Annotated in this window: 22 protein-coding genes and 4 pseudogenes; 17 read left to right on the top strand and 9 right to left on the bottom strand. The window is 71.3% G+C overall.

What is annotated here, in order from left to right; translation table 11 throughout:
* Positions 1–96: 96 nt before the first annotated feature.
* The 3 genes from CRP49_RS28220 to CRP49_RS28230 all read right to left on the bottom strand — a co-directional run bounded on the left by CRP49_RS28220 (position 97) and on the right by CRP49_RS28230 (position 3,548).
* Positions 97–2,049 carry an APC family permease gene (locus CRP49_RS28220; RefSeq protein ID WP_097255886.1) on the bottom strand — a complete coding sequence of 651 codons (1,953 nt, stop codon included), beginning with the start codon at positions 2,047–2,049 and terminating at the stop codon, positions 97–99.
* 307 nt (positions 2,050–2,356) lie between these two features.
* Entirely contained in the window at positions 2,357–2,914 is a 558-nt protein-coding gene (locus tag CRP49_RS28225; RefSeq protein WP_097255887.1) for a hypothetical protein, read from the bottom strand.
* A 103-nt stretch (positions 2,915–3,017) separates the two neighbouring features.
* Positions 3,018–3,548 carry a universal stress protein gene (locus CRP49_RS28230; RefSeq protein ID WP_097255888.1) on the bottom strand — a complete coding sequence of 177 codons (531 nt, stop codon included), beginning with the start codon at positions 3,546–3,548 and terminating at the stop codon, positions 3,018–3,020.
* A 317-nt stretch (positions 3,549–3,865) separates the two neighbouring features.
* Here CRP49_RS28230 and CRP49_RS28235 point away from each other — a divergent pair, with 317 nt between their 5' ends.
* The 9 genes and pseudogenes from CRP49_RS28235 (at position 3,866) to CRP49_RS28265 (ending at position 11,306) form a co-directional block, all read left to right on the top strand.
* Positions 3,866–4,216, top strand: coding sequence for an SAV_915 family protein (locus CRP49_RS28235; RefSeq protein WP_097255889.1), 351 nt, complete (start codon positions 3,866–3,868; stop codon positions 4,214–4,216).
* A pseudogene (gene lysA / locus CRP49_RS28240) lies at positions 4,213–5,570 on the top strand (diaminopimelate decarboxylase). The gene CRP49_RS28235 and the pseudogene lysA overlap by 4 nt, the downstream one beginning before the upstream one ends.
* Positions 5,571–5,748: 178 nt before the next feature.
* Entirely contained in the window at positions 5,749–5,958 is a 210-nt protein-coding gene (locus CRP49_RS49195; RefSeq protein ID WP_373560371.1) for a family 43 glycosylhydrolase, read from the top strand.
* Positions 5,931–6,485, top strand: a pseudogene (locus CRP49_RS49200) (family 43 glycosylhydrolase); the annotation flags it as partial. The gene CRP49_RS49195 and the pseudogene CRP49_RS49200, both read left to right, overlap by 28 nt.
* Positions 6,421–6,885: a hypothetical protein gene (locus tag CRP49_RS49205; protein ID WP_373560372.1), complete on the top strand. Its 465-nt coding sequence runs from the start codon at positions 6,421–6,423 to the stop codon at positions 6,883–6,885. The pseudogene CRP49_RS49200 and the gene CRP49_RS49205, both read left to right, overlap by 65 nt.
* Before the next feature lie 206 nt (positions 6,886–7,091).
* Positions 7,092–8,386, top strand: a pseudogene (locus CRP49_RS28250) (extracellular solute-binding protein).
* 6 nt (positions 8,387–8,392) lie between these two features.
* On the top strand, positions 8,393–9,391 hold the full coding sequence (locus tag CRP49_RS28255; protein ID WP_097255890.1) for a carbohydrate ABC transporter permease: 999 nt from the start codon (positions 8,393–8,395) through the stop codon (positions 9,389–9,391).
* A gap of 59 nt (positions 9,392–9,450) precedes the next feature.
* A complete protein-coding gene (locus CRP49_RS28260) occupies positions 9,451–10,215 on the top strand; it encodes a carbohydrate ABC transporter permease (RefSeq protein WP_257033699.1) in 765 nt (254 codons plus the stop codon).
* A gap of 41 nt (positions 10,216–10,256) precedes the next feature.
* Positions 10,257–11,306 (top strand): endo-1,4-beta-xylanase, encoded by a 1,050-nt coding sequence (locus CRP49_RS28265; RefSeq protein WP_097255892.1) that lies wholly within the window; start codon positions 10,257–10,259, stop codon positions 11,304–11,306.
* A gap of 118 nt (positions 11,307–11,424) precedes the next feature.
* On the opposite strand, the gene CRP49_RS28270 is transcribed toward CRP49_RS28265, so the two are convergent.
* Both CRP49_RS28270 and CRP49_RS28275 read right to left on the bottom strand, forming a co-directional pair.
* The gene (locus CRP49_RS28270) at positions 11,425–11,631 is read right to left on the bottom strand and encodes a DUF5999 family protein (RefSeq protein WP_094214367.1); all 207 of its coding nucleotides are present in this window, start codon (positions 11,629–11,631) and stop codon (positions 11,425–11,427) included.
* A gap of 365 nt (positions 11,632–11,996) precedes the next feature.
* A complete protein-coding gene (locus CRP49_RS28275; protein ID WP_097255893.1) occupies positions 11,997–12,581 on the bottom strand; it encodes a hypothetical protein in 585 nt (194 codons plus the stop codon).
* Between the two features lie 571 nt (positions 12,582–13,152).
* Here CRP49_RS28275 and CRP49_RS28280 point away from each other — a divergent pair.
* Both CRP49_RS28280 and CRP49_RS28285 read left to right on the top strand, forming a co-directional pair.
* Positions 13,153–14,670, top strand: coding sequence for a glutamate--cysteine ligase (locus CRP49_RS28280; RefSeq protein ID WP_094214369.1), 1,518 nt, complete (start codon positions 13,153–13,155; stop codon positions 14,668–14,670).
* 95 nt (positions 14,671–14,765) lie between these two features.
* Entirely contained in the window at positions 14,766–15,566 is an 801-nt protein-coding gene (locus CRP49_RS28285; protein WP_097255894.1) for a CPBP family intramembrane glutamic endopeptidase, read from the top strand.
* Here CRP49_RS28285 and CRP49_RS28290 read toward each other — a convergent pair.
* Entirely contained in the window at positions 15,563–16,375 is an 813-nt protein-coding gene (locus CRP49_RS28290) for a PhzF family phenazine biosynthesis protein (protein ID WP_097255895.1), read from the bottom strand. The genes CRP49_RS28285 and CRP49_RS28290 overlap by 4 nt on opposite strands.
* A 44-nt stretch (positions 16,376–16,419) precedes the next feature.
* Positions 16,420–16,866, bottom strand: a complete 447-nt coding sequence (locus CRP49_RS28295) for a hypothetical protein (protein ID WP_097255896.1) — start codon at positions 16,864–16,866, stop codon at positions 16,420–16,422.
* A gap of 94 nt (positions 16,867–16,960) precedes the next feature.
* Between CRP49_RS28295 and CRP49_RS28300 the strand changes: the two genes are divergently transcribed.
* Both CRP49_RS28300 and CRP49_RS28305 read left to right on the top strand, forming a co-directional pair.
* Positions 16,961–17,326 carry a MerR family transcriptional regulator gene (locus CRP49_RS28300; RefSeq protein WP_097255897.1) on the top strand — a complete coding sequence of 122 codons (366 nt, stop codon included), beginning with the start codon at positions 16,961–16,963 and terminating at the stop codon, positions 17,324–17,326.
* Positions 17,327–17,548: 222 nt separating this feature from the next.
* Positions 17,549–18,184: a PadR family transcriptional regulator gene (locus CRP49_RS28305; protein WP_097257572.1), complete on the top strand. Its 636-nt coding sequence runs from the start codon at positions 17,549–17,551 to the stop codon at positions 18,182–18,184.
* Between the two features lie 97 nt (positions 18,185–18,281).
* Here the strand turns inward: CRP49_RS28305 and CRP49_RS28310 are convergent, their stop codons facing one another.
* Positions 18,282–18,710 carry an SRPBCC family protein gene (locus tag CRP49_RS28310; RefSeq protein WP_097255898.1) on the bottom strand — a complete coding sequence of 143 codons (429 nt, stop codon included), beginning with the start codon at positions 18,708–18,710 and terminating at the stop codon, positions 18,282–18,284.
* A gap of 237 nt (positions 18,711–18,947) precedes the next feature.
* On the opposite strand from CRP49_RS28310, the gene CRP49_RS28315 reads away from it, so the two are divergent.
* The 3 genes and pseudogenes from CRP49_RS28315 to CRP49_RS28325 form a co-directional block, all read left to right on the top strand.
* The gene (locus CRP49_RS28315; RefSeq protein ID WP_373560373.1) at positions 18,948–19,529 is read left to right on the top strand and encodes a Clp protease N-terminal domain-containing protein; all 582 of its coding nucleotides are present in this window, start codon (positions 18,948–18,950) and stop codon (positions 19,527–19,529) included.
* 106 nt (positions 19,530–19,635) lie between these two features.
* Positions 19,636–20,649: a DMT family transporter gene (locus CRP49_RS28320; RefSeq protein ID WP_097255899.1), complete on the top strand. Its 1,014-nt coding sequence runs from the start codon at positions 19,636–19,638 to the stop codon at positions 20,647–20,649.
* A gap of 211 nt (positions 20,650–20,860) precedes the next feature.
* Positions 20,861–21,505: pseudogene (locus CRP49_RS28325) on the top strand (DMT family transporter); the annotation flags it as partial.
* A 15-nt stretch (positions 21,506–21,520) separates the two neighbouring features.
* Here the strand turns inward: CRP49_RS28325 and CRP49_RS28330 are convergent.
* The gene (locus tag CRP49_RS28330) at positions 21,521–22,204 is read right to left on the bottom strand and encodes a pyridoxamine 5'-phosphate oxidase family protein (RefSeq protein ID WP_097255900.1); all 684 of its coding nucleotides are present in this window, start codon (positions 22,202–22,204) and stop codon (positions 21,521–21,523) included.
* A gap of 35 nt (positions 22,205–22,239) precedes the next feature.
* Between CRP49_RS28330 and CRP49_RS28335 the strand changes: the two genes are divergently transcribed.
* The gene (locus CRP49_RS28335; protein ID WP_097255901.1) at positions 22,240–23,571 is read left to right on the top strand and encodes an aminotransferase class I/II-fold pyridoxal phosphate-dependent enzyme; all 1,332 of its coding nucleotides are present in this window, start codon (positions 22,240–22,242) and stop codon (positions 23,569–23,571) included.
* Positions 23,572–23,583: the final 12 nt, after the last annotated feature.

The raw sequence follows: 23,583 nt of genomic DNA on the forward strand, positions 1-23,583 counted from the left end.
GCGTGCCGTCTTCCTGGACTGATGCGATGCGGCTGATGTGGTTGATGTGACTGCCGGCTTCCGGGGCGGCGATACCGGTCCCGGCCAGTGTGTGCCTCAGCCCGTGTGGACGCGCGGGCGTCGGGCGCGGTCCGGCTCCGCCTCGCGCAGGACCTCGCGGGTGACCGGGGCGACCTCGCCCTGCCCGAAGAGGAAGAAGCGCAGGAAGTTGGCGAACGGGTTGCCCTCGGTCCACTCGAAGTAGATGTGCGGGGTGCAGCCCGTCATGTCCCGGACGTGGAGGAGCAGCGCGGCCAGGGCGTTGGGGATGGAGGAGGACTCCAGGGTCAGGATGCGGTAGCGGTTGTGCAGGACCTCGCCGCGCACGGTCAGGACCGCCTCGAACTCGGAGGGGTCGGTGACCGTGACCTCGACGAAGACGAAGTCCTCCTGTTCGGGCATCTCGTTGTCGGCCCGGATCTGCTCGACCTTGTCGCGGTACTCGGCCTTGTCGCGCCGGTCGGGCTCGTTGGCGATGAACCGGATCTTGCGGCTGGCCATGTCCCGGACGAATCGTTCCGCCATCGGATCCATCGTCACGCTGGTCACCCGCAGCTCGAAGGCGCGGGCCAGCCGGGACAGCAGCGAGACCAGGATGATGCCGACGATGAAGCAGGCGCCGATCTTCACACCGTCGGGGCGTTCGATGACGTTCACGACGGTCGTGTACAGGAACACCACGGAGATGATCGCGAACGTGATGGTCAAGCCGCGCTGGCCGGCCTTGTGAGCAGCGATGGTCACCGCGATCGCCGCGGAGCTGATCAGCACCAGCACACCGGTGGCGTATGCGCCGCCCTGTGCGTCGACGTTGGCGTCGAAGATCCAGGTCACCAGGAAGGCGACCAGGGTGAACACGATGACCATCGGGCGGACGGCGCGCGCCCAGTGCGGGGCCATGCCGTACCGGGGCAGGTAGCGCGGCATCAGGTTGAGCAGACCGGCCATGGCGGAGGCGCCGGCGAACCACAGGATGGCGATGGTCGAGACGTCGTAGACCGTGCCGAAGGCTCCGCCCAGGTACTCGTGCGCGAGGTAGGCGAGCGCGCGGCCGTTGGCCGGGCCGCCGGGCTTGAAATCGTCCGCCGGGATCAGCAGCGTGGTGATGAAGCTGGTCGCGATCAGGAAGGCGCTCATGATCAGGGCGGCGGTGGTCAGCAGCTTCTTGGTGTCCCGGATCCGGCCGACCGGACGCTCCTCGGTGTCACCCTCGTCGCCCTCCACATGCGGCATGACGGCGACGCCGGTCTCGAAGCCGGAGAGGCCGAGGGCGAGTTTCGGGAAGACGATCAGGGACACGCCGATCATGACGAAGATGTTGCCGTGCTCCGCGGTCAGGGCGCTGGTCCAGTCGGTGATCACGTGCCCGGCGGTGACGACGTGGTACAGGCCGACGATCACGACGACGACGTTGAGCGCGAGGTAGATACCGACCAGGGCGACGGCGACGCCGATGGCTTCCAGGAAGCCCTTCAGGAACACCGCGCCGAGCAGGGCCACCAGGAACAGGGTGATCAGCATCTGGTGGCTGTGGAGCACGCTGGTGAGGTGCGGGTTCTCCACCAGGTGGGTGGAGGCGTCGGCGGCCGACAGGGTGATGGTGATGAGGAAGTCGGTGGCCGCGAAGCCCAGCAGGGTCAGGACGAACAGCTTGCCCTGCCAGAACGAGAGCAGTCGCTCCAGCATCGCGATGGAACCCTCGCCGTGCGGGCTCTCCTCGGACACCCGGCGGTAGACCGGCAGGGCGCCGGCCAGGGTGACTATGACGAGCACGATGGTCGCGATGGGCGAGAGCAGACCGGCCGCGAGGGCCGCGATGCCCGGCTGGTAGCCGAGGGTGGAGAAGTAGTCGACACCGGTCAGACACATCACGCGCCACCAGCGCTGGCCCTTGTGCGCGGGCTCCGGCTCGGCCTCGGGGCGGGCATGGCCGCCCTTGCCCATGTCGGACAGCCCCTCCAGCATCCAGGTGCGCAGGCGACTGGGAGGAGGGTGCTCGGTCGTGGCCATCGGCGTGCTCCTGGTGTGCGGCTCAGCTGTTTCCGGCCATCACGCGGACGGCGGCACCAGCGTAAGCAGAGAGTGACGCCTGGGCCCACGGATCCTGGGCTCGGGGGCGTCAATCTTGCGTTAAGAAAGACCCGACGGAAGGAGGTGACACTCAAGAAGCGGAGGCCCGGCGGCCGACGGCACGCGTTGGGCCGTAAGCAGGAGGGAAAGCCGCGGACTCCGGCCCGGACACCCAGCGTCATCTCGTACGACACCTCCATGCTGCCCCGCGGACAGCGGAACCGCAGCCGCACGGCCCCTGTGTTCGCTACTCCAGACCCGACGCCCGGAACACCGTCAGGGCCGTCTCCCGGTCGATGCGTTCCGTCAGTTGGTGCAGGGCCGTGGTGCCGGAGCGGAGGGTGCCGGAGGTCTCCGAGGTGCGGGCCGCCTCGGTCAGGCGGTGCCAGAGGTCGGGGTTGCGGAGAAGGACCTCGGGGTCGATCTCGACGCGGGCGCCGAGGGTGTCACGGAGGACCAGGCTCTGTGCGACGCCGTCCCGTGGGCGTATCGCGACCAGCCGGTCGGTGCGGACCCGGCGGGTGCGCAGCAGGCGGCGGGAGGCCAGCCAGCCCTCGCCGGCCGAGACCCGGGCGGGGAGCAGGACGAGGAACAGGAACAGGGCCAGGGAGATCCACAGGGCCGAGCGCCACCAGGTGAGGGTGCCGGCCACCGCGTCGACGAGCAGGAGCATGCCCAGCAGCACGGCCGCGCAGCGGGCCGAGCTGTACAGGTCCGGGGCCCACTGGCGGTCGTACACCACGGACGAGGTGCCGTGCGGGTGCGGGACCGTCACCTCGGAGCGGGTGTCGTCGCGGTGCTCCATGGGTTCGACGGTAGGGAGCGGAGAGCCTGCCGGGACAGGGCCGTGCGCGATGTTGACGGGACCCTGACGGCGTCGCGCCGGGTCTTGACGTGCTCGCAACGCCTCACAGGCCCCGGGTGTCCATGCGCCGATGCCAGGCGTTGCGCCGGTGGACGGACACCAGGTCCGACTCCAGCGGCGACGGCGGTACCGCGAGGACCGGGCAGTCGGCATGTGTGAGGCAGTGCCGGGAGACCCGGCCCGAGAAGGCGCGCTGCAGGCCGCGCCGGCCGGCGCCCACGACCAGCAGGTCGTCCTCGCGGTCGGCGGTCGCCACCAGTGCCCTGCCCGGAGTGCCCCGGACGACGAGGGCGTGCATCGGCACCCCTGGCCCGTCCTCCCCGAAGATCTCTTCCAGCACGGAGGCCAGCCGCTGCTTGGCCAGCCGCTGCCACTCCTCGATCAGCAGACCTGCGGCGGGGGAGCGGCGCGCGGCGGGATCGCCGCCGGGCGGCTCCCAGGCCAGCACCGGCCACAGTTCCGCTCCCAGCCGCCGGGCCAGCGCCGCGGCCCGGCGCAGGGCCGTGACGCTGCCCAGGGAACCGCTCACCCCGACCACCACACGGGCGGCTGCCGAGGCGTCGTAACCGGACATGACTCCACCGCTCCTCATGGACGCCCGCGGGCTGCCCCCGTGGGTGGGCCCGTGTACAGGGCTTCTCTCCCATCCCACTCCCGTACCGGCGATTCGACCAGCCGACGGGAGTAATTCCTGGCGGGTCGCTGACGGCCCCGGCCCGTCCGGCGCCCGCGTGCGTCAGCAACCCGTCAGTGTCGCCCCGTTCGCCGTCAGCATCGCGTCATGAGGGATCGGAACACCGGCCCGGCCGGGCATAGCGTCGAGGCGGCCCCGGTCCGCCTCCCCGCGTCCGGGGCGCTCAAGGCCACCACGCTCCTCCCAGGAGGCAACCCATGCCCGAACTCGTCTGCGGTGACGACCCGGAGCCTTCCGAACGCACCCCGGCCGGACCCCTGTTCGTCCCCGTCCGGCCGGGACCCGCCGGGTGCGCGGCCCGTTTGTTCCGCACCCCCCTCGGCGATCGCACCGCGGTCGCCTTCACCTCCGCCCGCCGTCTGGCCGGCACGCTCGGCCCCGACCAGCCGTGGATCCGGCTCGCCGAGCCCGCGCTGCGCGCGCTGACCGCGCCGCTCGGCGTCACCACCGTCACCGTGGACCCCACGTTCTCGGCCCCGGCGCCCGTACCCGCCGCCCCGTCGATCCCGCACCTGGTCTTCCGGGTCACGGAGGGGAGCACCCGATGACCACCCTGCACGAAGCGACCACCCCGCACGCGGCAGCCGTCCCCACCACCCCGACCGCCCCCGCCGACCTGTCCGTCTGGCCCGCCTCGGCCATCGAACCCCACCCCGGAGACCTGGCCGTCGGCGGAGTCCCGCTCGCCGAGGTGGCGGACCGGTTCGGCACCCCCGTCTACGTGCTCGACGAGGACGAGGTGCGCGAGCGCTGCCGTACCTACCGGCAGGCCTTCCCCGAGGCCGAAGTCCTCTACGCGGCCAAGGCGTTCCTCTGCCGGGCCATGGTCCGCTGGACGGACGAGGAGGGCCTGGGCCTGGACGTCTGCTCGGCCGGTGAGCTGGAACTGGCGGTCACCGCCGGGTTCCCGCCCGAGCGGATCGTGCTGCACGGCAACGCAAAGTCGCCGCACGACCTGGAGCTGGCGCTGCGTCTCGGGGTGGGCCGGATCGTGATCGACAGCCCCGTGGAGATCGCCCGGCTGGCCGCGGCCCTCGGACCCGACGGCAGGCAGCGGGTGCTGGTCCGCGTGGTGCCCGGGGTCGCCGCCGGCGGGCACGAGAAGATCCGCACCGGCACCGAGGACCAGCAGTTCGGCCTCTCCCTCTCCGACGGCCACGCCCAGCACGCCATCGCCCGCATCCTCGACCAGCCGCAGCTCCGACTCGTCGGCCTGCACTGCCACTTGGGCTCGCAGATCACCAGCGTGAAGCCGTACGTCACCGCCGTGCGCCGCATGGTCGGCCTGCTGGCCCGGCTGCGCGACCAGCACGGCCTCGTGCTGCCCGAACTCGACCTCGGCGGCGGCCACGGCATCGCCTACCGCCCCGGCGAACCGGCCCTCGACCCGGCCGTCCTGGCAGCAGGGTCCGCGCCGAACTCGCCGCGTCCTGCGCGGCGGCCGACCTGCCGGTGCCCCGCCTGATCATCGAACCCGGCCGCGCGATCGCCGGCCCTGCGGGCATCGCCGTCTACCACGTCCTCGCCGTCAAACGCGCCGGCGACCACACCTTCGTGGCGGTCGACGGCGGCATGAGCGACAACCCGCGGCCCGCCCTGTACGGCGTCCGCTACGCACCCCGCCTGATCGGGCGGCCCGCCACCGCGCCCCTGACCCCGGTGACCGTCGTGGGCCGGCACTGCGAGGCCGGTGACGTCCTCGCCGAGGCTCAACTCCCCGCCGACATACGCCCCGGCGACCTGCTCGCCGTACCCGCGGCCGGTGCCTACCAACTGTCCATGGCCTCCGCCTACAACCTGGTCGGCCGCCCACCGGTGGTCGCCGTGCACGCCGGCCGTGCCCGCCTGCTGGTCCGCCGCGAGTCGCTGGCCGACCTGCGCAGCCGCGACGTGGGCGTCTGACGCCCCCCTGTCCCAGGTCACTCCGTCGCATGCCGGACTCCCGGGCGGACCGGTCTTCCCTCCCTCGCCGGCCGGTCCGCCCGGGCCTTGCAGTTGCTCCGTCCGCCTGAGTCCCACGGTAGTGGGTCAGTAAGATTCGCCGCCAGATTCGAAACTTTCGGCACGCTGTGAGGCGTCCATGCGGACGTACGACAACCCCGTCATCCCCGGCTTCCACCCCGACCCGAGCGTGTGTCGCGTGGGGGACAGCTACTACCTGGTGTGCTCCAGCTTCGAGTACTTCCCCGGCCTGCCGTTGTTCCACGGCCGGGACCTGGTGCACTGGCGCCAGATCGGCAACGTCCTCGACCGGCCGGGGCAGTGGGCGCTGCCCGACGACGCCTGCTGATCGCCGAAGGCGGCACCGCGCTCGGCCACGGCGTCTCGGCCGCCCGCGCCCGCTCCCCGCGCGACCCCTGGAACCGGCGCCCGGCAACCCGCTGCTGTCCCACCGCGGCACCGGCCTGCCCGTCCAGTCCACCGGTCACGCCGACCTGGTCCAGGCGGCCGACGGCAGCTGGTGGATGGTGCTGCTCGGCACCCGGCCGCGCGGCTACTTCCCGGAGTTCCACGTCCCTGGGCCGCGAGACCTTCCTGGCGCCGGTGGAGTGGGTGGACGACTGGCCGCGGACGGGTCCGGTGCGGGAGCGGCACCCGGCACCGGCCGCCTGGGCGCCTCACCGGCCGGCGCCCGTCCGGGACGACTTCACCGACCCGACCCTCGCACCGCACTGGATCTCCCCGCGCAGCCGGCCCGACGGCTGCTGGTCCGTGGCCGAGCGGCCCGGCCGGCTGACGCTGACGGCCACCGGTGGCAGCCTCGACCGGCCCGGGCACACCTTCGTCGGCCGCCGCCGGCAGCACCCCGACTGCCGAGCCGCCGTGCTGCTCGACCCCGGACCGTCGTCGCGCTCCGGGCTGTCCGTCCGCCTGGACGAGGCCCGACCACTACGACCTCGAAGTGGCCGCGGGCGAGGCGGCCCTGGTCGTACGGATCGGGCCGGTGCGGCAGCGGATCGCCGCACACCCGGTGCCCCAGGGCCCGGTCACCCGGGCCCTGGACATCCGCGCCGACCGGGAGCCGGCGCACCTCAGCGGGCCCGACAGCATCGCCTTCTCGATCGAAACTTCCGAAGGATCCGTTCGACTGGCCGAACAGGACGGCCGCTATGTGTCCACCGAGGTGGCCGGTGGCTTCACCGGCCGTGTCCTCGGGATGCACGTCACCGAGGGGAGCGTGGCCTTCGACTGGTTCGACTACGAGTCCGCGACCTGATGCACGACATCTTGACGCTCCCCATGCGCCTTCCTAGAGTCGCGGTTCGGAACGTTCGGAGATTCAATCGAATGTTTCGGCCCACCGGGATGTCAACCGGAGTGCCCACCGGGATGCGGTGAACGATCCGGCGGCATGCGGTGGGCCCGCTTTTCCTTCTCGGGACCCTCTCCGAAGCAACTCCGAAAGTTTCGAAGGAGCGCATGATGGGCGACCCTGCACTGTCCCGCCGCGGCTTCCTGGCGGCCTCCGTCGCCGCCGGCCTCGGTGTGACCGCACTCAGCGGCTGCGGCGGCGACTCGGACGGAGGGTCGTCCTCAGGGACGACCACCATCGAGTGGTGGAACATCTCCACCACCGAGCCCACCAAGACCGTCTGGGCCGGCCTCGCCAAGAAGTTCGAGGCCCAGAACCCCAAGGTCAAGGTGAAGATCGTCCAGCTGGAGAACGACGCCTACAAGTCGAAGATGACCGCACTGATCGCCTCCGGGAAGCTCCCGGACATCTTCCACACCTGGGGCGGCGGCGTGCTGAAGCAGCAGGTCGACGCGGGTCTGGTCGAGGACCTCAGCGACTCCACCAAGCCTTGGGCCGACGGACTCCTGCCGGTGGCCAGGCAGCCGTACCTCCTCGACAACAAGCTGTACGGCATCCCGTTCGACATCGGCATGATCGGCTTCTGGTACAACAAGGCGCTCTTCGAGCAGGCCGGCATCACCGCGCCCCGACCACCTGGAGCGGCTTCCTCGACGCCGTACGCAAACTGAAGGCCAAGGGCATCACCCCCCTCGCCCTCGCCGGCAAGGAGAAGTGGCCCGGCATGTACTACTGGGCCTACCTCGCGATGCGCACCGCCGGCGTCGACGCCCTGCGGAAGGCCAACGACGCCAAGGACTTCACCGGGGCCGGGTTCGTCGAGGCCGGGCAGCACCTCAAGGACCTGGTGGGGCTCCAGCCGTTCCAGAAGGGGTTCCTCGGGGCGGCCTACTCCACGCCCACCGGACAGGCCGCCACCGTCGGCAACGGCAAGGCGGCCATGGAACTCATGGGCCAGTGGGCCCCGGTCGTGGAGGCCGACGCCGGCAAGGGCCTCGGCTCGGACCTCGGCTTCTTCCCGTTCCCCGCGGTCGAGGGCGGGAAGGGCGCCATCACCGAGGTGTTCGGCGGTGGCGGCGGGCACGCCCTGCGCAAGGGCGCCCCGCAGGCGGCCGTCGACTTCCTGAAGTTCTTCGCCGCCGAGACCACCGACGTCGAACTCGTCAAGAAGACCGGCGTCCTGCCCGTGGTCCCGGCCGCCGAGAGCGCCATCTCCGACCCCAACATCAAGGCCGTACAGGCGCAGTTGAAGGGCGCCACCGGCTTCCAGCTCTACGTCGACCAGGCGTACGCCCCCGCCGTCGGCCAGGAGGTCAACGACAGCGTCGCCGCGCTCATCGCCGGTTCCAAGTCCCCCGAGCAGGTCACGCAGTCGATCACCAAGACCGCGAAGGAAGAGCAGTAGCCGGCGATGACCTCCACCTTCCTCCCGGACAAGCGGTCGGGTCCCGACGTCGCCGCACCGCCCCCGGCCGTGGCCTCGGCCCGGGGACGGGCCCGGCGGCGCACCCTGAACTGGCTCACCGCGGTCGGTTTCCAGGTCCCCGCGCTGGTGCTGTTCATCGTGCTGGTGCTGCTGCCGATGCTGTTCGCGCTGTACGCCGCCTTCTTCCGCTGGGGCGGCTTCGGCATGCCCTCCGACTACACGGGCACGGACAACTTCACCCGGCTCTTCCAGGACCCGGTCTTCCTGGGCGACCTGTGGCGCTGCCTGGTCCTGGTCGTCCTGTCCCTCGCCCTGCAACTGCCGTTCGCGCTCGCCATGGCCGTGGCCCTCAACCAGCGGCTGCGCGGGCGGGCCGTGTACCGGATGCTGTTCTTCGCGCCGTACGTCCTGTCCGAGGCCATCACCGGCGTGCTGTTCGGCATGGTCTTCGCCCCGGACGACGGACTCGCCGACCACGTTCTCGGCGGCATCGGCCTGGACGGGCTGGGCGGGGAGTGGTTCGCCGATCCGTCCTACGTCATGGCGACCCTCTTCCTGGTCATGACGTGGAAGTACTTCGGCTTCCACATGATGCTGTACCTGGCCGGACTCCAGTCCATCCCGGCCGAGTTGACCGAGGCGGCGCTGATCGACGGTGCCAATCCCTGGCAGCGCTTCCGCAACGTCACCCTGCCGCTGCTCGCGCCCACCCTGCGCATCAGCGTCTTCCTGTCCGTCATCGGGGCGATCCAACTCTTCGACCTGGTCTGGGTGATCACCCAGGGCGGCCCGGACCACCACTCCGAGACGATGGCCGTGACCATGTTCCAGTACGGCTTCAAGCGCTACCAGGTCGGCTACGCCAGCGCGATCAGCGTGGTCATGTTCGGCATCTGCCTCGTCTTCGCCCTCGCCTACCAGCGGTTCGTGCTCCGCCGCGACCTCGAAGGGGCCACCACGACGATGAGGGGAGCCGGCAAGTGACCCGCAAGAGCGCGCGCACCCTGCCGCTGCACGTGATCCTCGTGGCCGTCGGCGCGGTGATGGTCGTACCCCTGGTGTACGCCGTCCTCTCCGGCTTCAAGTCCACCGACGAGCTGTCCAGCAACCCGTTCGGGCTGCCCGAGCACTGGCGGACCGGCAACTACACCGGCATCCTCGGCTCGGGCGACTTCTGGCGGCTGGTCGGCAACAGCACGCTGATCGCGGTGGGCACGACCGTGCTCGTGGTCGCCGTGTCCGCGCTCGCGGCCTTCTCCTTCGCCCGGTTCGCCTTCCGCGGACGGGAAGTGCTGTTCACCGTCTTCACGATGGGGCTGATGTTCCCCTTCGCGGTGGCCGCCCTGCCGCTGTTCCTGCTGCTGCGCTACCTGGACCTGCTGGACAACCCGCTGGGCGTGATCCTCCCGCAGGCCGCCTTCGGACTGCCGATGACGATCATCATCCTGCGCGGCTTCTTCCGGGACATCCCCGGCGAGCTGGAGGAGGCGGCCACCCTCGACGGCTGCAGCTCCTTCGGGTTCTTCTGGCGGGTGCTGCTGCCCATGGCGCGGCCCGCGCTCGGCACCGTCTCCGTCCTCGCGGTCGTCACCAGCTGGAACAACTTCTTCCTGCCGCTGCTGGTGTTCACCGACGCCAAGTGGTGGACCCTGCCCATCGGCGTCCAGCAGTTCCAGGGCCAGTACTCCTCGGACTACGCCCGCGTCTTCGCCTACCTCGTGCTCGCCATGGTCCCCGCGCTCGCCTTCTACTCGGTCGCCGAGCGCCAGCTCGTCGGCGGCCTCACCGCGGGTGCCACGAAGGGCTGAGCACTCGCTTCGAGCACCTTTCGAGAGACAGGAGTCGCACCATGCCCAAAAACAGCACGCGCCTCAGACTCACCGGCGTCCTCGCAGCCGTCCTGGTGGCCGCCGGCCTCGCCACCGGCCCCGCCGCCCAGGCGCGCGTTCGGCAGCCCACCCTCGCCGACCTCGCCCAGCGCCACGGCCGGTACTTCGGCAGTGCCACCGACAACCCCGAACTCACCGACAGCGCCTACACGAAGATCCTCGGCAGCGAGTTCGACATGATCACGCCCGGCAACGGAATGAAGTGGTACGCCACCGAGCCGCAACAGGGCGTCTTCGACTGGACCAACGGCGACCAGATCGTGAACCTCGCCCGGAAGAACCACCAGAAGGTCCGCGCCCACACCCTGGTCTGGCACAGCCAGCTGCCCGACTGGCTCACCTCGAAGCAGTGGACGGCCACCGAACTGCGGGCCGTGCTGAAGAAGCACATCACCACGGAGGTACGGCACTACCGGGGCAAGGTCTACTCCTGGGACGTCGTCAACGAGGCGTTCAACGAGGACGGCAGCTACCGCGAGACCCTCTGGTACAAGACCCTCGGCCCCGGCTACATCGCCGACGCGCTGCGCTGGGCCCACCAGGCCGATCCGCACGCCCGGCTCTATCTGAACGACTACAACATCGAGGCCGTCGGCCCGAAGAGCGACGCCTACTACCGGCTGGCCCAGGACCTCAAGGCGCAGGGCGTCCCGCTCGACGGCATCGGCTTCCAGGCCCATCTGGCCCTCCAGTACGGCTATCCCACCACCCTGGAGGACAACCTGCGCCGCTTCTCCCGCCTCGGCCTCGACACCGCCCTCACCGAGGTCGACGTACGGATGCAACTGCCCGCGACCGAGGAGAAGCTCGCCGAGCAGGCGGACTGGTACCGGGACCTGACCGGGGCCTGCCTGGCCGTGCGCCGCTGCGTCGGCGTGACGATCTGGGACTACACCGACAAGTACTCCTGGATCCCGGCCTTCTTCCCGGGCGAGGGCGCGGCCCTGCCCTGGGACGAGCAGCTGAACCCCAAGCCGGCCTACACCGCGCTGCGGGAGGCGCTGCGATAGGGCTCGGCTACGGACCGTAGCCGCCCCCGGACACACGTCGGGGCCGGTGCGCACCATGGGCGTGCGGCCGGCCCCTCTTGGGTCACCGGGCGGTGCGGCGGACCGCCCGGGGCGCTGCTCAGGCGGCGGTCATCACCTGGTCCGCACCGAGCGGGCGGTGCGGGGCGATGACGCGGCCGTCGGGCAGCAGCTCACCGGTGTCCTCGAAGAGCAGGACGCCGTTGCACAGCAGACTCCATCCCTGCTCCGGGTGGTGCGCCACGAGGCGGGCGGACTCCCGGTCGGCGGACTCGGCTTGCGGACACGGTGGCTGGTGCTGGCACATGGGTGGGATCTCTCGCTCGTTCGTGGTCATGTTCGTCCCCCGTGGTGATAGTCGGTCGGAACCCAGTGTTGCCCTCTGGGCGTCATTCCGCAGGGATTTCGCAGCACCGCTTCTCACAGGTTCATGACGCGTCACCCGCGCGGACGGTTCAGTCCAACTGCACTGTCCCTTTGGGTGGTTCTGGGTGGCCGGATAGGGCTAGTCCGGACGGAAGAGAACCTTTTCCGGCTCGTCGGAGCGGATAATTGCTCGTACGAGCACATTCTATTCCCTTGGGGCGCCGCAGCCCCGGAGAAGTATTCGCATCCCGGTAAAAACAGTCGTACCCCGCTTCCCTTCCGGGTAGCGGGGTACGCGGGCGTCGTTCAGGCGGGTGAGCCGAGCAGCGGGACGGGGGTCGCCCGATGGGTCAGCACGGGAAGCAACTCGGAGACCCGGTAGGGCCGGTGGGCGGATATGCCGGGCGGCGCCGGCGCCAGTGGGATCAGCAGGTCGGTGGCGGCCGGATGGCCCTCGGCGGGCTCCGCGGCGACCTCGCCGTGCAGCCACAGGGTGAGCATGTACAGGCCGGGCACGGACAGCAGACGCGGCTGGTACTGCTGCTGCAGCGCCTCGGCCTGCTGCAGGGCCCGTTCCGTGGAGGCTATGTAGGGGCCTTCGAAGAAGTGCGAGAAGGCCCAGCCGTCCGGGGTGAGCATGGTGTCGGCCGCGGCGACCGCGCGGTCGCCGCAGCGGATCAGGAAGCGCCACCCGGCCAGCCGGGTCGCGGACAGGCCCTGCGCCGTGATCCGGTCCAACACGTGTACGGGAAGCGGCAGTTCGGGCGTCGCGGGGCCCTGCGCGGCGCGCAGGGAGGGAGTTCGGGCCTCACGGACCGCGGTGGGGGAACCGAGGGCCGTGAGGACGGAGCGCAGGGCGGGCGCGGGTGCAAGGGGCACATGCAGCGGCATGGTGGGTCGCCTCTCGTTCGACAGGCGCGGCGGCGCGAGAAGGGTGGGGCGGACGACGCTGTCTGCTCACGGGTGGGCCTGGAGAGGTGGGGGCCCGGATCGGTGGACGAGGGTGCGGCTGAGGCCTGCCGCGCGTCACTTCGACGGCAGGATCACGACAGGAACCGGGACCGCGGGCACCAACCTTAGGCCTTGTTCGCGAAGTTTATACGACACGTGTTCAGACGATGTTTCGTCTACCGGATTCCGCTTGACTCGGCAAGGGGTCATTCAGCCGGAGATACGCGTAAATCATCCGGATTTCCGGTCCGGGACCGCGCTGCTGACCTCGGAATACCTCGTCACAGCGGTCGGCTGAATGTCGTCGGCGTTTTTCACGAGGCCGTCCGGGTACCCGAAGGTGCGTACTGCGGCATGCCCCGTGAATGTGCCGCGGGGAACATTCCGAAAGAGTAGCGGGTGCCGAGCCCGCAGGAGACGTTATCGATCGCTTCGGCTGGGCATCATCCCACCTGACCCGGGACCCCGGCGGCCGGATCTGCGGCCCGCCCATCCGAGGAGGGACACTTCGATGGGGGAGAAGGTCGTGGCGGGGCAGTTCGACCTGTCCGATCGCCAGCGCTACCGCGAAAAGCTCCAAAAGTGTCTGGCGGGACTGGAGCGGCTGCTGGTCGAGAAGCGGTTCGACCGCCCGAAGAACCTCATGGGTGTGGAGATCGAACTGAATCTCACCAGTCCCGACGGCATGCCGAGAATGCTGAACGGACAGGTGCTGGAGCGCATCGCCAGCCGTGATTTCCAAACAGAACTCGCCAGGTTCAATCTGGAAGTCAACATAGCCCCACACCGACTGGGTGGCCGGGTATTCGACCGGCTCGCCGAGGAACTGCGCACCTCCCTCGCATATGCCGACCGGAAGGCCGGCGAGGTGGACGCCGGAATCGTGATGATCGGCATTCTGCCCACGCTCGAACCCGACGACGTGGTCTCCGCCAACCTCTCCGAGGCGGACCGTTACACCCTGCTCAACGAACAGATCGTGGCCGCCCGCGGCGAGGACTTCGTCCTCGACATCGAGGGTGTGGAGCATCTGACCCGCACCTCAAAGTCCATCGCCCCCGAGGCCGCGTGCACCTCCGTCCAGCTGCACCTCCAGGTCACTCCGGGCCGCTTCGCCGACGTGTGGAACGCGGCGCAGGTGGCGTCGGCCGCGCAGATCGCCGTCGGCGCCAACTCGCCCTTCCTGTTCGGGCACGAGCTGTGGCGCGAGTCCCGGGTGCCGCTGTTCCTGCAGGCCACCGACACCCGCCCGCCGGAACTCCAGGCCCAGGGGGTGCGGCCGCGCATCTGGTTCGGCGAACGCTGGATCTCCTCCGCGTACGACCTGTGGGAGGAGAACCTGCGCTTCTTCCCGCCCCTGCTGCCGATCTGCGACGCCGAGGAGCCGCTGGAGGTCCTGGACGCCGGCGGCGTGCCCCGGCTCGCCGAACTCGTCCTGCACAACGGCACGGTCTACCGCTGGAACCGGCCCGTCTACGACATCGCGAACGGCGTCCCGCACCTGCGCGTGGAGAACCGGGTGCTGCCGGCCGGACCGACCGTCATCGACGTGATCGCCAACGCGGCCTTCTACTACGGCCTGGTGCGTGCCCTCGCCGAGGAGTCCCGGCCGCTGTGGACCCGGCTGCCCTTCGCGGCGGCCGAGGCCAACTTCGACGCGGCGTGCCGGTACGGCATCGACGCGCGCTTCGTCTGGCCGCGCCGGGGACGCTACGGCGGCACCGGCGAGGTCGACGCGGTCACCCTGGTCCGCGACGAGTTGCTGCCGCTGGCCTCGGCGGGACTGGACGCGTGGGGCGTGGAGGCCGCCGACCGGGACCTCTACCTGGGCGTCATCGAGGAGCGGTGCCGGCGCCGGGTCAACGGGGCGTCCTGGCAGGCGGCCACCTTCCACCGGGCCCTGGAGCAGGGACTCGGCCGCGAGGCGGCCCTCGCCGCGACGACCCGGCGCTATGCCGAGCTGATGCACGCCGGGGAGCCGGTGCACACCTGGCCGGTGGGGCTTCGCGAACCCGCGCCCCTCGGCTGAGGGCCGCCGGTCCCCGCGGGAAGCCCCGCCCGGGCAAGCGCTCCGAATGTCGATCCGGCATGCTGTGACCTCGCATGACCGGACCGAAGGCAGGAGTGCACGTGGAGGCTGACCCGGTGGCCGAGTCGTACCCGCGGGAGCGGTTCTCGCGGCGGATCTTCCGGGACGAGACGCTGCTCGTCCTCGGGCTCTCGCTCGGGGCGAGCGGGGTGTCCGCACTGATCAGCTTCGTCGGGTCGGTCACCAAACCGGGCGGGCTCAAGGAGCAGGCGGCCACCCTCAACGCCTCGGCCGCGCCCGGCCGCCCCTGGCTCGACCTCGCCTGGCAGCTCTTCGGCATCGCCAGCGCGCTGGTCCCCGTGGCCCTGGTCGCCCATCTGCTGCTGCGCGAGGGCGAGAGCCTGCGCACGCTCGGCTTCGACCGCACCCGCCCCTGGCCCGACCTCGGCCGGGGCGCGGGCGTCGCGGCCGTGATCGGAAGCACCGGCATCGCCTTCTACCTGGCCGCCCGCGGCCTCGGCTTCAACCTCACCGTGGTGCCCGAGGCGCTGCCCGACGTGTGGTGGAAGTACCCGGTGCTGGTCCTGTCCGCCCTGCAGAACGCGATCCTCGAAGAGGTCATCGTCGTCGGCTATCTGCTGCGCAGACTGGGGCAGTTGGGCTGGACCCCGGGGACCGCCCTGGTGGCCAGCACGGTCCTGCGAGGCTCGTACCACCTCTACCAGGGCATCGGCGGCTTCCTCGGCAACATGGTCATGGGCGTCGTCTTCGTCTGGCTCTACCGCCGCTGGGGCCGGGTCGGCCCGCTGGTCGTCGCGCACTCCCTGCTCGACATCGGCGCCTTCGTCGGCTACGCCCTGCTCGCGGGCAAGGTGGGCTGGCTGCCCACGGCCTAGCCGAGCAGCTCGCCGTCGATCACCGTGACCGCGTGGCCGGTGAGCAGGGTGCGGTCGCCGCGCAGGCCGGTGCGGACCAGGCCGGTGCGGCGGGAGGCCTGCAGGCCGGTGAGGTCGTCCCGGCCCAGGCGGGCGGACCAGTACGGGGCGAGCGAGGTGTGGGCGCTGCCGGTGACCGGGTCCTCGTCGATGCCGAGGTTCGGGAAGAAGCAGCGGGAGACGTAGTCGTAGCCGAGGGACGGGTCCTCGGCGCGGGCGGTGGCGATGACGCCGCGCGGGGAGTGGGCAGCGAGGGCCTGGTGGTCGGGGGCGAGCGCGCGGACCGTGGCCTCGTCGGCCAGCTCCACCAGCAGGTCGCCGACGTCGGGGCCGGTGTCGAGGGCATCGAGCGGTTCGGCACCCAGCGCCTTGGCGAGCCCGGCCGGGATCTCGACCGGGGTGAGCGGGGCGGTCGGGAAGTCCAGGGTGATCGAGCCGTCCGCACCCGGCGTGGCGATGAGCACCCCGCTGCGGGTGGCGAACCGCGCCGGTCCCTCGTGGGCATTGGTGGTGAACAGGACATGGGCGGTGGCGAGCGTGGCGTGCCCGCACATCGCGACCTCGGTGACGGGCGTGAACCAGCGCAGCGCCCAGTCCGCCGGGCCGCCCTCGGGCAGCCGGTGCGCGAACGCCGTCTCGGCGTGGTTGACCTCCAGGGCCACGTTCTGGAGCCAGTAGTCGTCCGGGAAGACGTCGTCCAGGATCAGGACTCCGGCCGGGTTGCCGGCGAAGGGGCGGTCGGTGAAGGCGTCGACGATTCGGATGCGCATGGCCCCGACGCTAGGGCTGCGGGAAGCCGCGGACCAAGGCCAATTCACGAACCCTGGACCGATTTCGCCCAGGTGGCGCGGCCGGCCGTGACCCACGGGGCGAGCTGGGCGACACCGAACGCCACCTCCACGACGAGGAACGGCCACAGTACCTGCGGACCGCCGTGCGCCAGTGCGTACGCCTGCCACAGGGCGAAGAGCGTGCGCGCCGCTCCGTCCAGCAGGCCGTGCAGCGGCAGCGGTCGTACGACCCGCAGGACGGACCAGACGACCACGACCGAGCCCATCAGGTTGGCGTAGAGGGTCTGCATCGGGTCGAGCGCCGGGAAGGCACCCAGCCCGGCCGCGTCACCCGCCGCCGTCAGCAGGTCGTGCACCAGCGCGTACGTCCACGGTGTGGCGAAGCCGGCGGTGACGAGCAGGTCGTACCAGCCGCTCGTCCGTACCAGGCGCAGATAGGCAGGACGGGAGGGGATGGGGGAAAGACTCACGAAGGGCTCCTCGGGCGGGGTTCGGCTCCGACGCGGCTCACGCTAAACAGCGGAGTACGCTCCAAGGTCAAGTCCGGGGAGCGGCGGGGGAGTCATGCGCATCGGAGAACTGGCCGCACAAGCGGGCCTGTCCAAGGACACCGTTCGCTTCTACGAGCGGATCGGGCTGATCGAGGGCCGCCGACTGTCCAACGGCTACCGCGACTTCCCGCCCGAGACGCTGACCTGGCTGCACTACGTCCGCACCGCACAGACCCTCGGCTTCACGCTTGCGGAGATCGCCCGGCACGGCGCTGACCTGCGCCACGCCCCGGACAGCGCCGAGGCACTGTCCGCACTCCTCGCCGACAAGATCCGCATCATCGACGCCCGCATGGCCGAACTCACGGCCCTCCGCGCCGACCTCACCGCCCGCGTCGGCACCGGTTGCCCGCTGCGGGCGGCCGGAGCGGATGCCTGAGCGGCACCGGTGGATGGTTCGTCCGTGACCGATCACCCAGATCGCCCGCTGCTCTTCCTCTGAACTGGCACGGCCGTCCAGGGGCCACCCCAGCCGGTACAGCCATCCAGCGCGCTCATATCGAGGGCCTTGCCATGCGAACAGTCCCGATATATCGTTGAGGCATCGCGTAAGGGACGCGAGTGATACGTGACTGATCAGTGATGGAATGGAGTGATCGCGATGCGTACCCACGGATTCGAGCGTGGACATCGTCAGGACGGCCCGGGTCGGCACGGCTGGGGCGGGGTCGGTGGATTCGAAGGGCGCCGGGGTGCCTTCGGGCCGTTCGGGCCGGGTGGTCCCGGATTCGGGCCCGGCGGGCCCGGCTTCGGACCGGGGCCCTGGGGGCCGCGAGGACGTGGCGGCCCGAGGGGAAGGGCGCGGCGCGGTGACGTGCGCGCCTCGATCCTGGCTCTGCTCAAGGACCGGCCCATGCACGGCTACGAGATGATCCAGGAGATCGCCGAGCGCAGCGGCGGCGCGTGGAAGCCCAGCCCCGGCTCGGTCTACCCCACCCTCCAGCTGCTGGAGGACGAGGGCCTGATCGCCAGCGAGAGTGAGGGCGGCAAGAAGCTGTTCTCCCTGACCGAGAGCGGTCGCAGCGCCGCCGAGGAAGGTCCGGACGCTCCCTGGGAGGAAGCCTCCCGCGGGGTCGACTGGGAGGCCCTCACGGAGATCCGGCAGGCCGGCGTCGGTCTGATGCAGGCCTTCGGGCAGGTCTGGAACACCGGCACCAAGGAACAGCGCGAGAAGGCGCTGGCCGTCGTCAACGACGCCCGCAAGAAGCTGTACCTCATCCTCGCCGACGAAGACTGAGGTCCACGGCGACGGAAGGCGCCCCGTGGGGACTCCGCGGGGCGCCTTCCCGTGTCCGTGTCCGTGTCCGTGTGTGGGGGGGGCGAGTTCGAGGTGGTCAGGCCACCAGGCCGCCCAGTTTGCGCAGCGACTCGTTCAGGGCGGCCGTCGCCGAGTCCTTGAGCTTGCCCGCCATCAGCGACACCGCGGCACCGGTGAACTCGCCGTCGATGCGGACCGTCGTCGCGTCGCCGTCGGGGGTGAGCGTGTAGCGGGTGGCCACGGTCACGGCCATCGGGCCCTTGCCGCGGATGGCGAACACCCGCGCCGGTTCCAGCTCCTCGATGGTCCAGTCGACCTCCGCCGGGAAGCCCATCAGCTTCATGTTCTCCTGGAACGTCCCGCCCACCGCCAGGGTCTCGGGCCCGCCCTTGGGGAAGCTGGTGTGCGTCGCGTTCCACTCGCCGTACGCCGGCCAGTCGGTGAGCTGGGTCCACACCTTCTCGGCCGGTGCCTGGATGCGTGCCTCGGCGCTGACTTCGGCCATGCGACCACCCCTTCGTATCGGGCTACGGTGTCGCGGAACGTAGCCTCAGGGGCTCGAACATTCAATACTGATGAACCGTCAGGAATTGTGTTCTCCGGGTGCGTGCCTCGGCCCGAGAACGGCCTGATCTCCTCCGTAAGGATGAGATTCCGGCCGGTGATGTCCACTCTCCGCGGGACACGAAGATGGAACCCCTCGAGGATGACTCGGCCCGTTGGGGCTGATGGGGTAGGGGTCGTGCAACACCGTACAGCCCGTCAGCCCGCCCACGACCAGGGCGGCCTGCCCATGGACGACGACGCCGGGCTCAGTGCCGAGCTGGCGGCGGTGGTCGCCGGTGCCCGCCGCAGGGCCCTGCGGGACGGGGACCGGCAGATCGACACCGCCCATCTGCTCCACTCCCTTCTCGAGTCCGACCCCGAGGTCCGAGCCACCGTCGGCGAAGCCACGCAGCTCGCCCGGCTGCTCGGCTATCTCGTGCAGCGCAGCATCGGTTACGGGCTGCGCTGGCAGAGCGGTGTGGAGGACTCCGGCGCCATCGCGGTCGTACCGGACCCCGCCCCGTACGGCGGTGAACCCAAGGAGACCGGAGGCTGGTCGCCCGTCGCGGCCGCCGCCATGGAGGAGGCCCGCCGGCGCGCCCGGCGGCGTGGCGAGGCCCGCGCGGGCGGCACCGATCTGCTGGCCGCGCTGGTGGTGGACCCGCAGTCCCGGGCCGTCGAGGTCCTGGAACGTGCCGGCATCCCCGCATGTGATCTGCGCGCCCGTGTCGAGGCCCGCGCGGGGCAGTACGCCGAGGAGGGCGGCGCGGCCCGCTGAAGCGGGGTGCCTGCGCCCCGGCCGGCCCCCGAAAGTCCATCCCCTGAGTCCATCCCCTGAGACAGGTGTCAACAGGGATGACGCTCATGTCATCGCCTGTCATCATGTGCCGGTGCATACGTCTGAGAGCAGTCAGGGCGGGCAGATCAGCCGCGGCAAGGGCGTCGGACTCGGTCTCGCGCTCGCATCGGCGCTGACCTTCGGCGGGGCCGGGCCCGCTGCCAAGCCGCTGATCGAGGCGGGACTCGACCCGCTCCACGTGGTGTGGCTGCGGGTGGCGGGCGCGGCCCTGGTGATGCTGCCGTTCGCCGTGCGGCACCGCGCCCTGGTGCTCCGTCGTCCCGCGCTGCTCGCCGGGTTCGGACTGCTCGCCGTGGCCGGTGCACAGGCCTGCTACTTCGCCGCGCTCTCCCGGATACCCGTCGGAGTGGCGCTGCTCATCGAGTACCTGGCCCCCGCGCTGGTGCTCGGCTGGGTGCGGTTCGTGCAGCGGCGGCCGGTGTCGCGCGCCGCCGCGCTCGGTGTGGTGCTCGCGGCGGGCGGACTCGCCTGCGTGGTGGAGGTGTGGTCGGGGCTGAGCCTCGACGCGCTCGGCCTGCTGTTCGCGCTCGGCGCCGCCTGCTGCCAGGTCGGCTACTTCGTCCTGGCCGACCAGGGCAGCGAGGCGGGCGAGCAGGCGCCGAACCCGCTCGGCGTCATCGCGTACGGCCTGCTCGTGGGCGCCGCCGTACTGACCGTCGTGGCCCGTCCCTGGAGCATGGACTGGTCGGTGCTGGCCGGTTCCGCCGACATGAACGGCACCGCCGTCCCGGCCTTCGCCCTGCTCGGCTGGATCGTCCTGGTCGCCACGGTGGTCGCGTACATCACCGGCGTGCTGTCCGTGCGGCGGCTGTCCCCGCAGGTCGCGGGCGTTGTCGCCTGTCTGGAGGCGGTCGTCGCGACCGTCCTGGCCTGGGTGCTGCTGGGCGAGCACCTCTCGGCGCCGCAGATCCTGGGCGGCGCCGTCGTCCTCCTCGGTGCGTTCATCGCCCAGTCCTCGACGCCGGCCAAGGGCTCCGCCGAGCCGGTGGCCGCGGGCGGCGCGGAAAGGGAGTTGTCCGCCCCGGGTACGACTGCCTGAGGTGCCGATCATGCACTTGAGCACGCTCGTCCTTCCGCCCCCGGCCGCCTGAGGCGGGCCTCCGGGAAGAACACGCCCCGCGCGTAGCGCCGGGCGGGACGGTGCTGCCCGCAGACGAGGTCCGTGCGCCCCGCCGAGGCGGGCCGCTTTCCGAACTTCCGCGTTCTGTGCGCTTCTGCGGAGAAATCTCGTGTCGAACGCTGTCTCCGGCCTGCCCGTCGGCCGCCGGCTGCGCTCCCGGGTCCGCCCGGCCACGCCCGAGCCCCTGCGCCGCAGGGCCGGCAAGGCCCTCGCCACCGGTATCGGGCTCACCCTGGGGGAGCGGCTGGGCGCGGGAGGTGTCCTCGCGGTCACCGGGGCCGTGGCCGGGCTGGCCGTGCTGACCGTCGGCGGCTCGGCCGCGACCGTCCGGTCGCTGGGTGTGCTCTGGGCCCTCGCGTCGGCGGCCGGCTACTGCGGGATGACGCTGCTGACCCGGTGGTGGGGGCGCGACACGGGAGCCGACGCGTCCGGCACCACCATCAGGGCCTTCGGGGCCACCGCCCTGTGCCTGCTGCCGTTCGCCCTGGGCGAGGGGCTGTTCCCGCACACCGACCACCCCGTACGACTGCTGGTGCTCCTCGCGTACATCGCGTCCGTCCCGACCGCCCTCGCCTACGCCCTGTACTTCGCGGGAGCCGCCGTCGTACGGTCCGCCACCGTCTCCGTGATCATGCTGCTGGAGCCGGTGACCGCGGCTGTGCTCGCCGTGGTCCTGCTCGGCGAGCCGGTCACGGTGACCGGCACCCTGCTGCTGCTCGGCGCGGTCGCGGGCCTGGCGCTCACCGAGGCCCGCGACCGCCGGGAGCCGGTCCCCGTGCAACCCCTCGCGTCACAGCGCCGCCACGTACTCCGGGACCTCGATGCCGGGCGCCAGGTCGGCGTTGTCGAGCGGGGTGTCGTAGCCCTTGCGGAGCGGGACGACCCCGGCCCAGTGCGCCAGGGCGAGGTCCTCGGGGTCGTCGTTCGCGCCGCCGGTGCGGATCTTGGCGGAGACCTCGTCGAGGTCGAGGCGGATGACCGCGGTGGCGGCCAGCTCCTTCTTGTTCGCGGGCCGGGAGTCGGCGGACCGGCCCGGCACGACCTGGTCCACCAGCGCGTCCAGGGCCAGCCGCCGCTCCTCGGGGTCGGTGACCTCGTGCGCGACGCCGTGCACCACCACGGAGCGGTAGTTGATCGAGTGGTGGAAGGCGGAGCGGGCCAGCACCAGCCCGTCGACATGGGTGACCGTGAGGCAGACCGCAAGGCCGGGGTCCGCCTCGCCGGTCATCCGCAGCGGGCGCGAACCCGTGGACCCGTGCACATAGAGCCGCTCGCCGACCCGGCCGTACAGCGTGGGCAGCACCACCGGGGCGCCGTCGCGGACGAAGCCGAGGTGGCAGACGTAGCCCTCGTCGAGTATCGCGTGCACCACGTCCTTGTCGTACGACGCCTTCTGCGCGGATCGCGTCGGCACGGTGCGGTCGGTCGGGGTGTACGCGACGGGCTTCGGCGGAGTCTCCTGGGTCCCCTGCATGGCGTTCTCCATTGCACTAGTGCATAATTGGCTTTGTGCTAGGAGAGTATCCGATTCAGGGGCACGGCGCAGCTGAGATTGCGGCCAGTGTCGAGCGCGCGGTCGGCGCCGGTGAGCTGGAGCCGGGCCAACCGCTGCCTCCCATGCGGGAGTTGGCGACCCGGCTCGGGGTGAACCCGAACACGGTCGCGGCCGCCTATCGCACCCTGCGCGAGCGCGGGGTGATCGAGACCGCCGGCCGCCGGGGCAGCCGGGTCAGGCCGAAGCCGGCGACGACGGGGCGCGAGAAGATCCGGGTGTCCGTGCCCGAGGGTGTGCGGGACATGGCCGACGGCAACCCGGACACCGCGCTGCTGCCACGCCTGGCGGAAGCGTTCGCGGCGGCCGCCGGGCAGAGCGACCGGGAACCCGTGCTGTACGGGCACGACCCGGTGGAGCCGGAGCTGGCACGCCTCGCCCGCGCCGCCCTGGACGCCGACGGAGTGCCCGACGGCCCCATCGCCGTGGCCTCCGGCTCCCTGGACGCCGTCGAGCGGGTCCTCACGGCGCACCTCAAGCCGGGCGACCAGGTGGGGGTGGAGGACCCGGGCTGGGGCAGCGTGCTCGATCTGGTCCCGGCGCTCGGTCTGCGCACAGTGCCCGTCGGCGTCGACGACGAAGGACCACGCCCCGACGACGTCCGGCGTGCGCTGGAGTCCGGGGTGCGGGCTCTGATCGTCACGGACCGGGCGCAGAACCCCACCGGCGCCGCGCTCACCGCCACACGCGCGCGAGCACTGCGGTCACTGCTCCGGGAGTACCCCGAGACGCTGTTGATCGAGGACGACCACGGCCACGGCATCGTCGACGTGCCTCTGCACCCGCTCGCCGGGGTCACCCACCACTGGGTCTTCGTCCGCTCCGTCGCCAAGGCCTGGGGCCCGGATCTGCGACTGGCCGCGTTCACCGGGGACGCGGTCACCCTCGACCGGGTGCGTGGGCGGCAGCGGCTGGGCCCCGGGTGGGTGAGCCGGCTCGTTCAGCGGGCCGTCGTGAGGCTGTGGAGCGACGGCGCGGTGGACCCGCGCGAGGTGGCGGCCTCGTACGGCGCCCGCCGGGACGCCCTGATCGAGGCGCTGGCCGCACGCGGCGTGACGGCGCACGGCCGCAGCGGCATGAACGTCTGGGTACCGGTCCCCGACGAGACGGGCGCGGTGGCCCGCCTGCTGCACGCGGGCTGGGCGGTGTCTCCGGGGGCCAGGTTCCGCCTGAACGCCCCACCGGGCATCCGCATCACGATCTCGACGCTGACGAGGGAGGAGACCGGTGAGCTGGCGGATGCGGTAGCGGCGGCAATGGGCCCAACACCGGTGCGAACTTACGTATAGGGCGGGCCAACT

The organism is Streptomyces sp. Ag109_G2-15 (genome assembly GCF_900215565.1).
Classification (GTDB): Bacteria; Actinomycetota; Actinomycetes; order Streptomycetales; family Streptomycetaceae; genus Streptomyces; species Streptomyces diastatochromogenes.

Coding starts and splice junctions, on each gene's coding strand:
- CRP49_RS28220 (WP_097255886.1), bottom strand. CDS start 2,049: ATGGCCACGACCGAGCACCCTCCTCCCAGTCGCCTGCGCACCTGGATG.
- CRP49_RS28225 (WP_097255887.1), bottom strand. CDS start 2,914: ATGGAGCACCGCGACGACACCCGCTCCGAGGTGACGGTCCCGCACCCG.
- CRP49_RS28230 (WP_097255888.1), bottom strand. CDS start 3,548: ATGTCCGGTTACGACGCCTCGGCAGCCGCCCGTGTGGTGGTCGGGGTG.
- CRP49_RS28235 (WP_097255889.1), top strand. CDS start 3,866: ATGCCCGAACTCGTCTGCGGTGACGACCCGGAGCCTTCCGAACGCACC.
- CRP49_RS49195 (WP_373560371.1), top strand. CDS start 5,749: ATGCGGACGTACGACAACCCCGTCATCCCCGGCTTCCACCCCGACCCG.
- CRP49_RS28255 (WP_097255890.1), top strand. CDS start 8,393: ATGACCTCCACCTTCCTCCCGGACAAGCGGTCGGGTCCCGACGTCGCC.
- CRP49_RS28260 (WP_257033699.1), top strand. CDS start 9,451: ATGGTCGTACCCCTGGTGTACGCCGTCCTCTCCGGCTTCAAGTCCACC.
- CRP49_RS28265 (WP_097255892.1), top strand. CDS start 10,257: ATGCCCAAAAACAGCACGCGCCTCAGACTCACCGGCGTCCTCGCAGCC.
- CRP49_RS28270 (WP_094214367.1), bottom strand. CDS start 11,631: ATGTGCCAGCACCAGCCACCGTGTCCGCAAGCCGAGTCCGCCGACCGG.
- CRP49_RS28275 (WP_097255893.1), bottom strand. CDS start 12,581: ATGCCGCTGCATGTGCCCCTTGCACCCGCGCCCGCCCTGCGCTCCGTC.
- CRP49_RS28280 (WP_094214369.1), top strand. CDS start 13,153: ATGGGGGAGAAGGTCGTGGCGGGGCAGTTCGACCTGTCCGATCGCCAG.
- CRP49_RS28290 (WP_097255895.1), bottom strand. CDS start 16,375: ATGCGCATCCGAATCGTCGACGCCTTCACCGACCGCCCCTTCGCCGGC.
- CRP49_RS28300 (WP_097255897.1), top strand. CDS start 16,961: ATGCGCATCGGAGAACTGGCCGCACAAGCGGGCCTGTCCAAGGACACC.
- CRP49_RS28305 (WP_097257572.1), top strand. CDS start 17,549: ATGCGTACCCACGGATTCGAGCGTGGACATCGTCAGGACGGCCCGGGT.
- CRP49_RS28310 (WP_097255898.1), bottom strand. CDS start 18,710: ATGGCCGAAGTCAGCGCCGAGGCACGCATCCAGGCACCGGCCGAGAAG.
- CRP49_RS28330 (WP_097255900.1), bottom strand. CDS start 22,204: ATGCAGGGGACCCAGGAGACTCCGCCGAAGCCCGTCGCGTACACCCCG.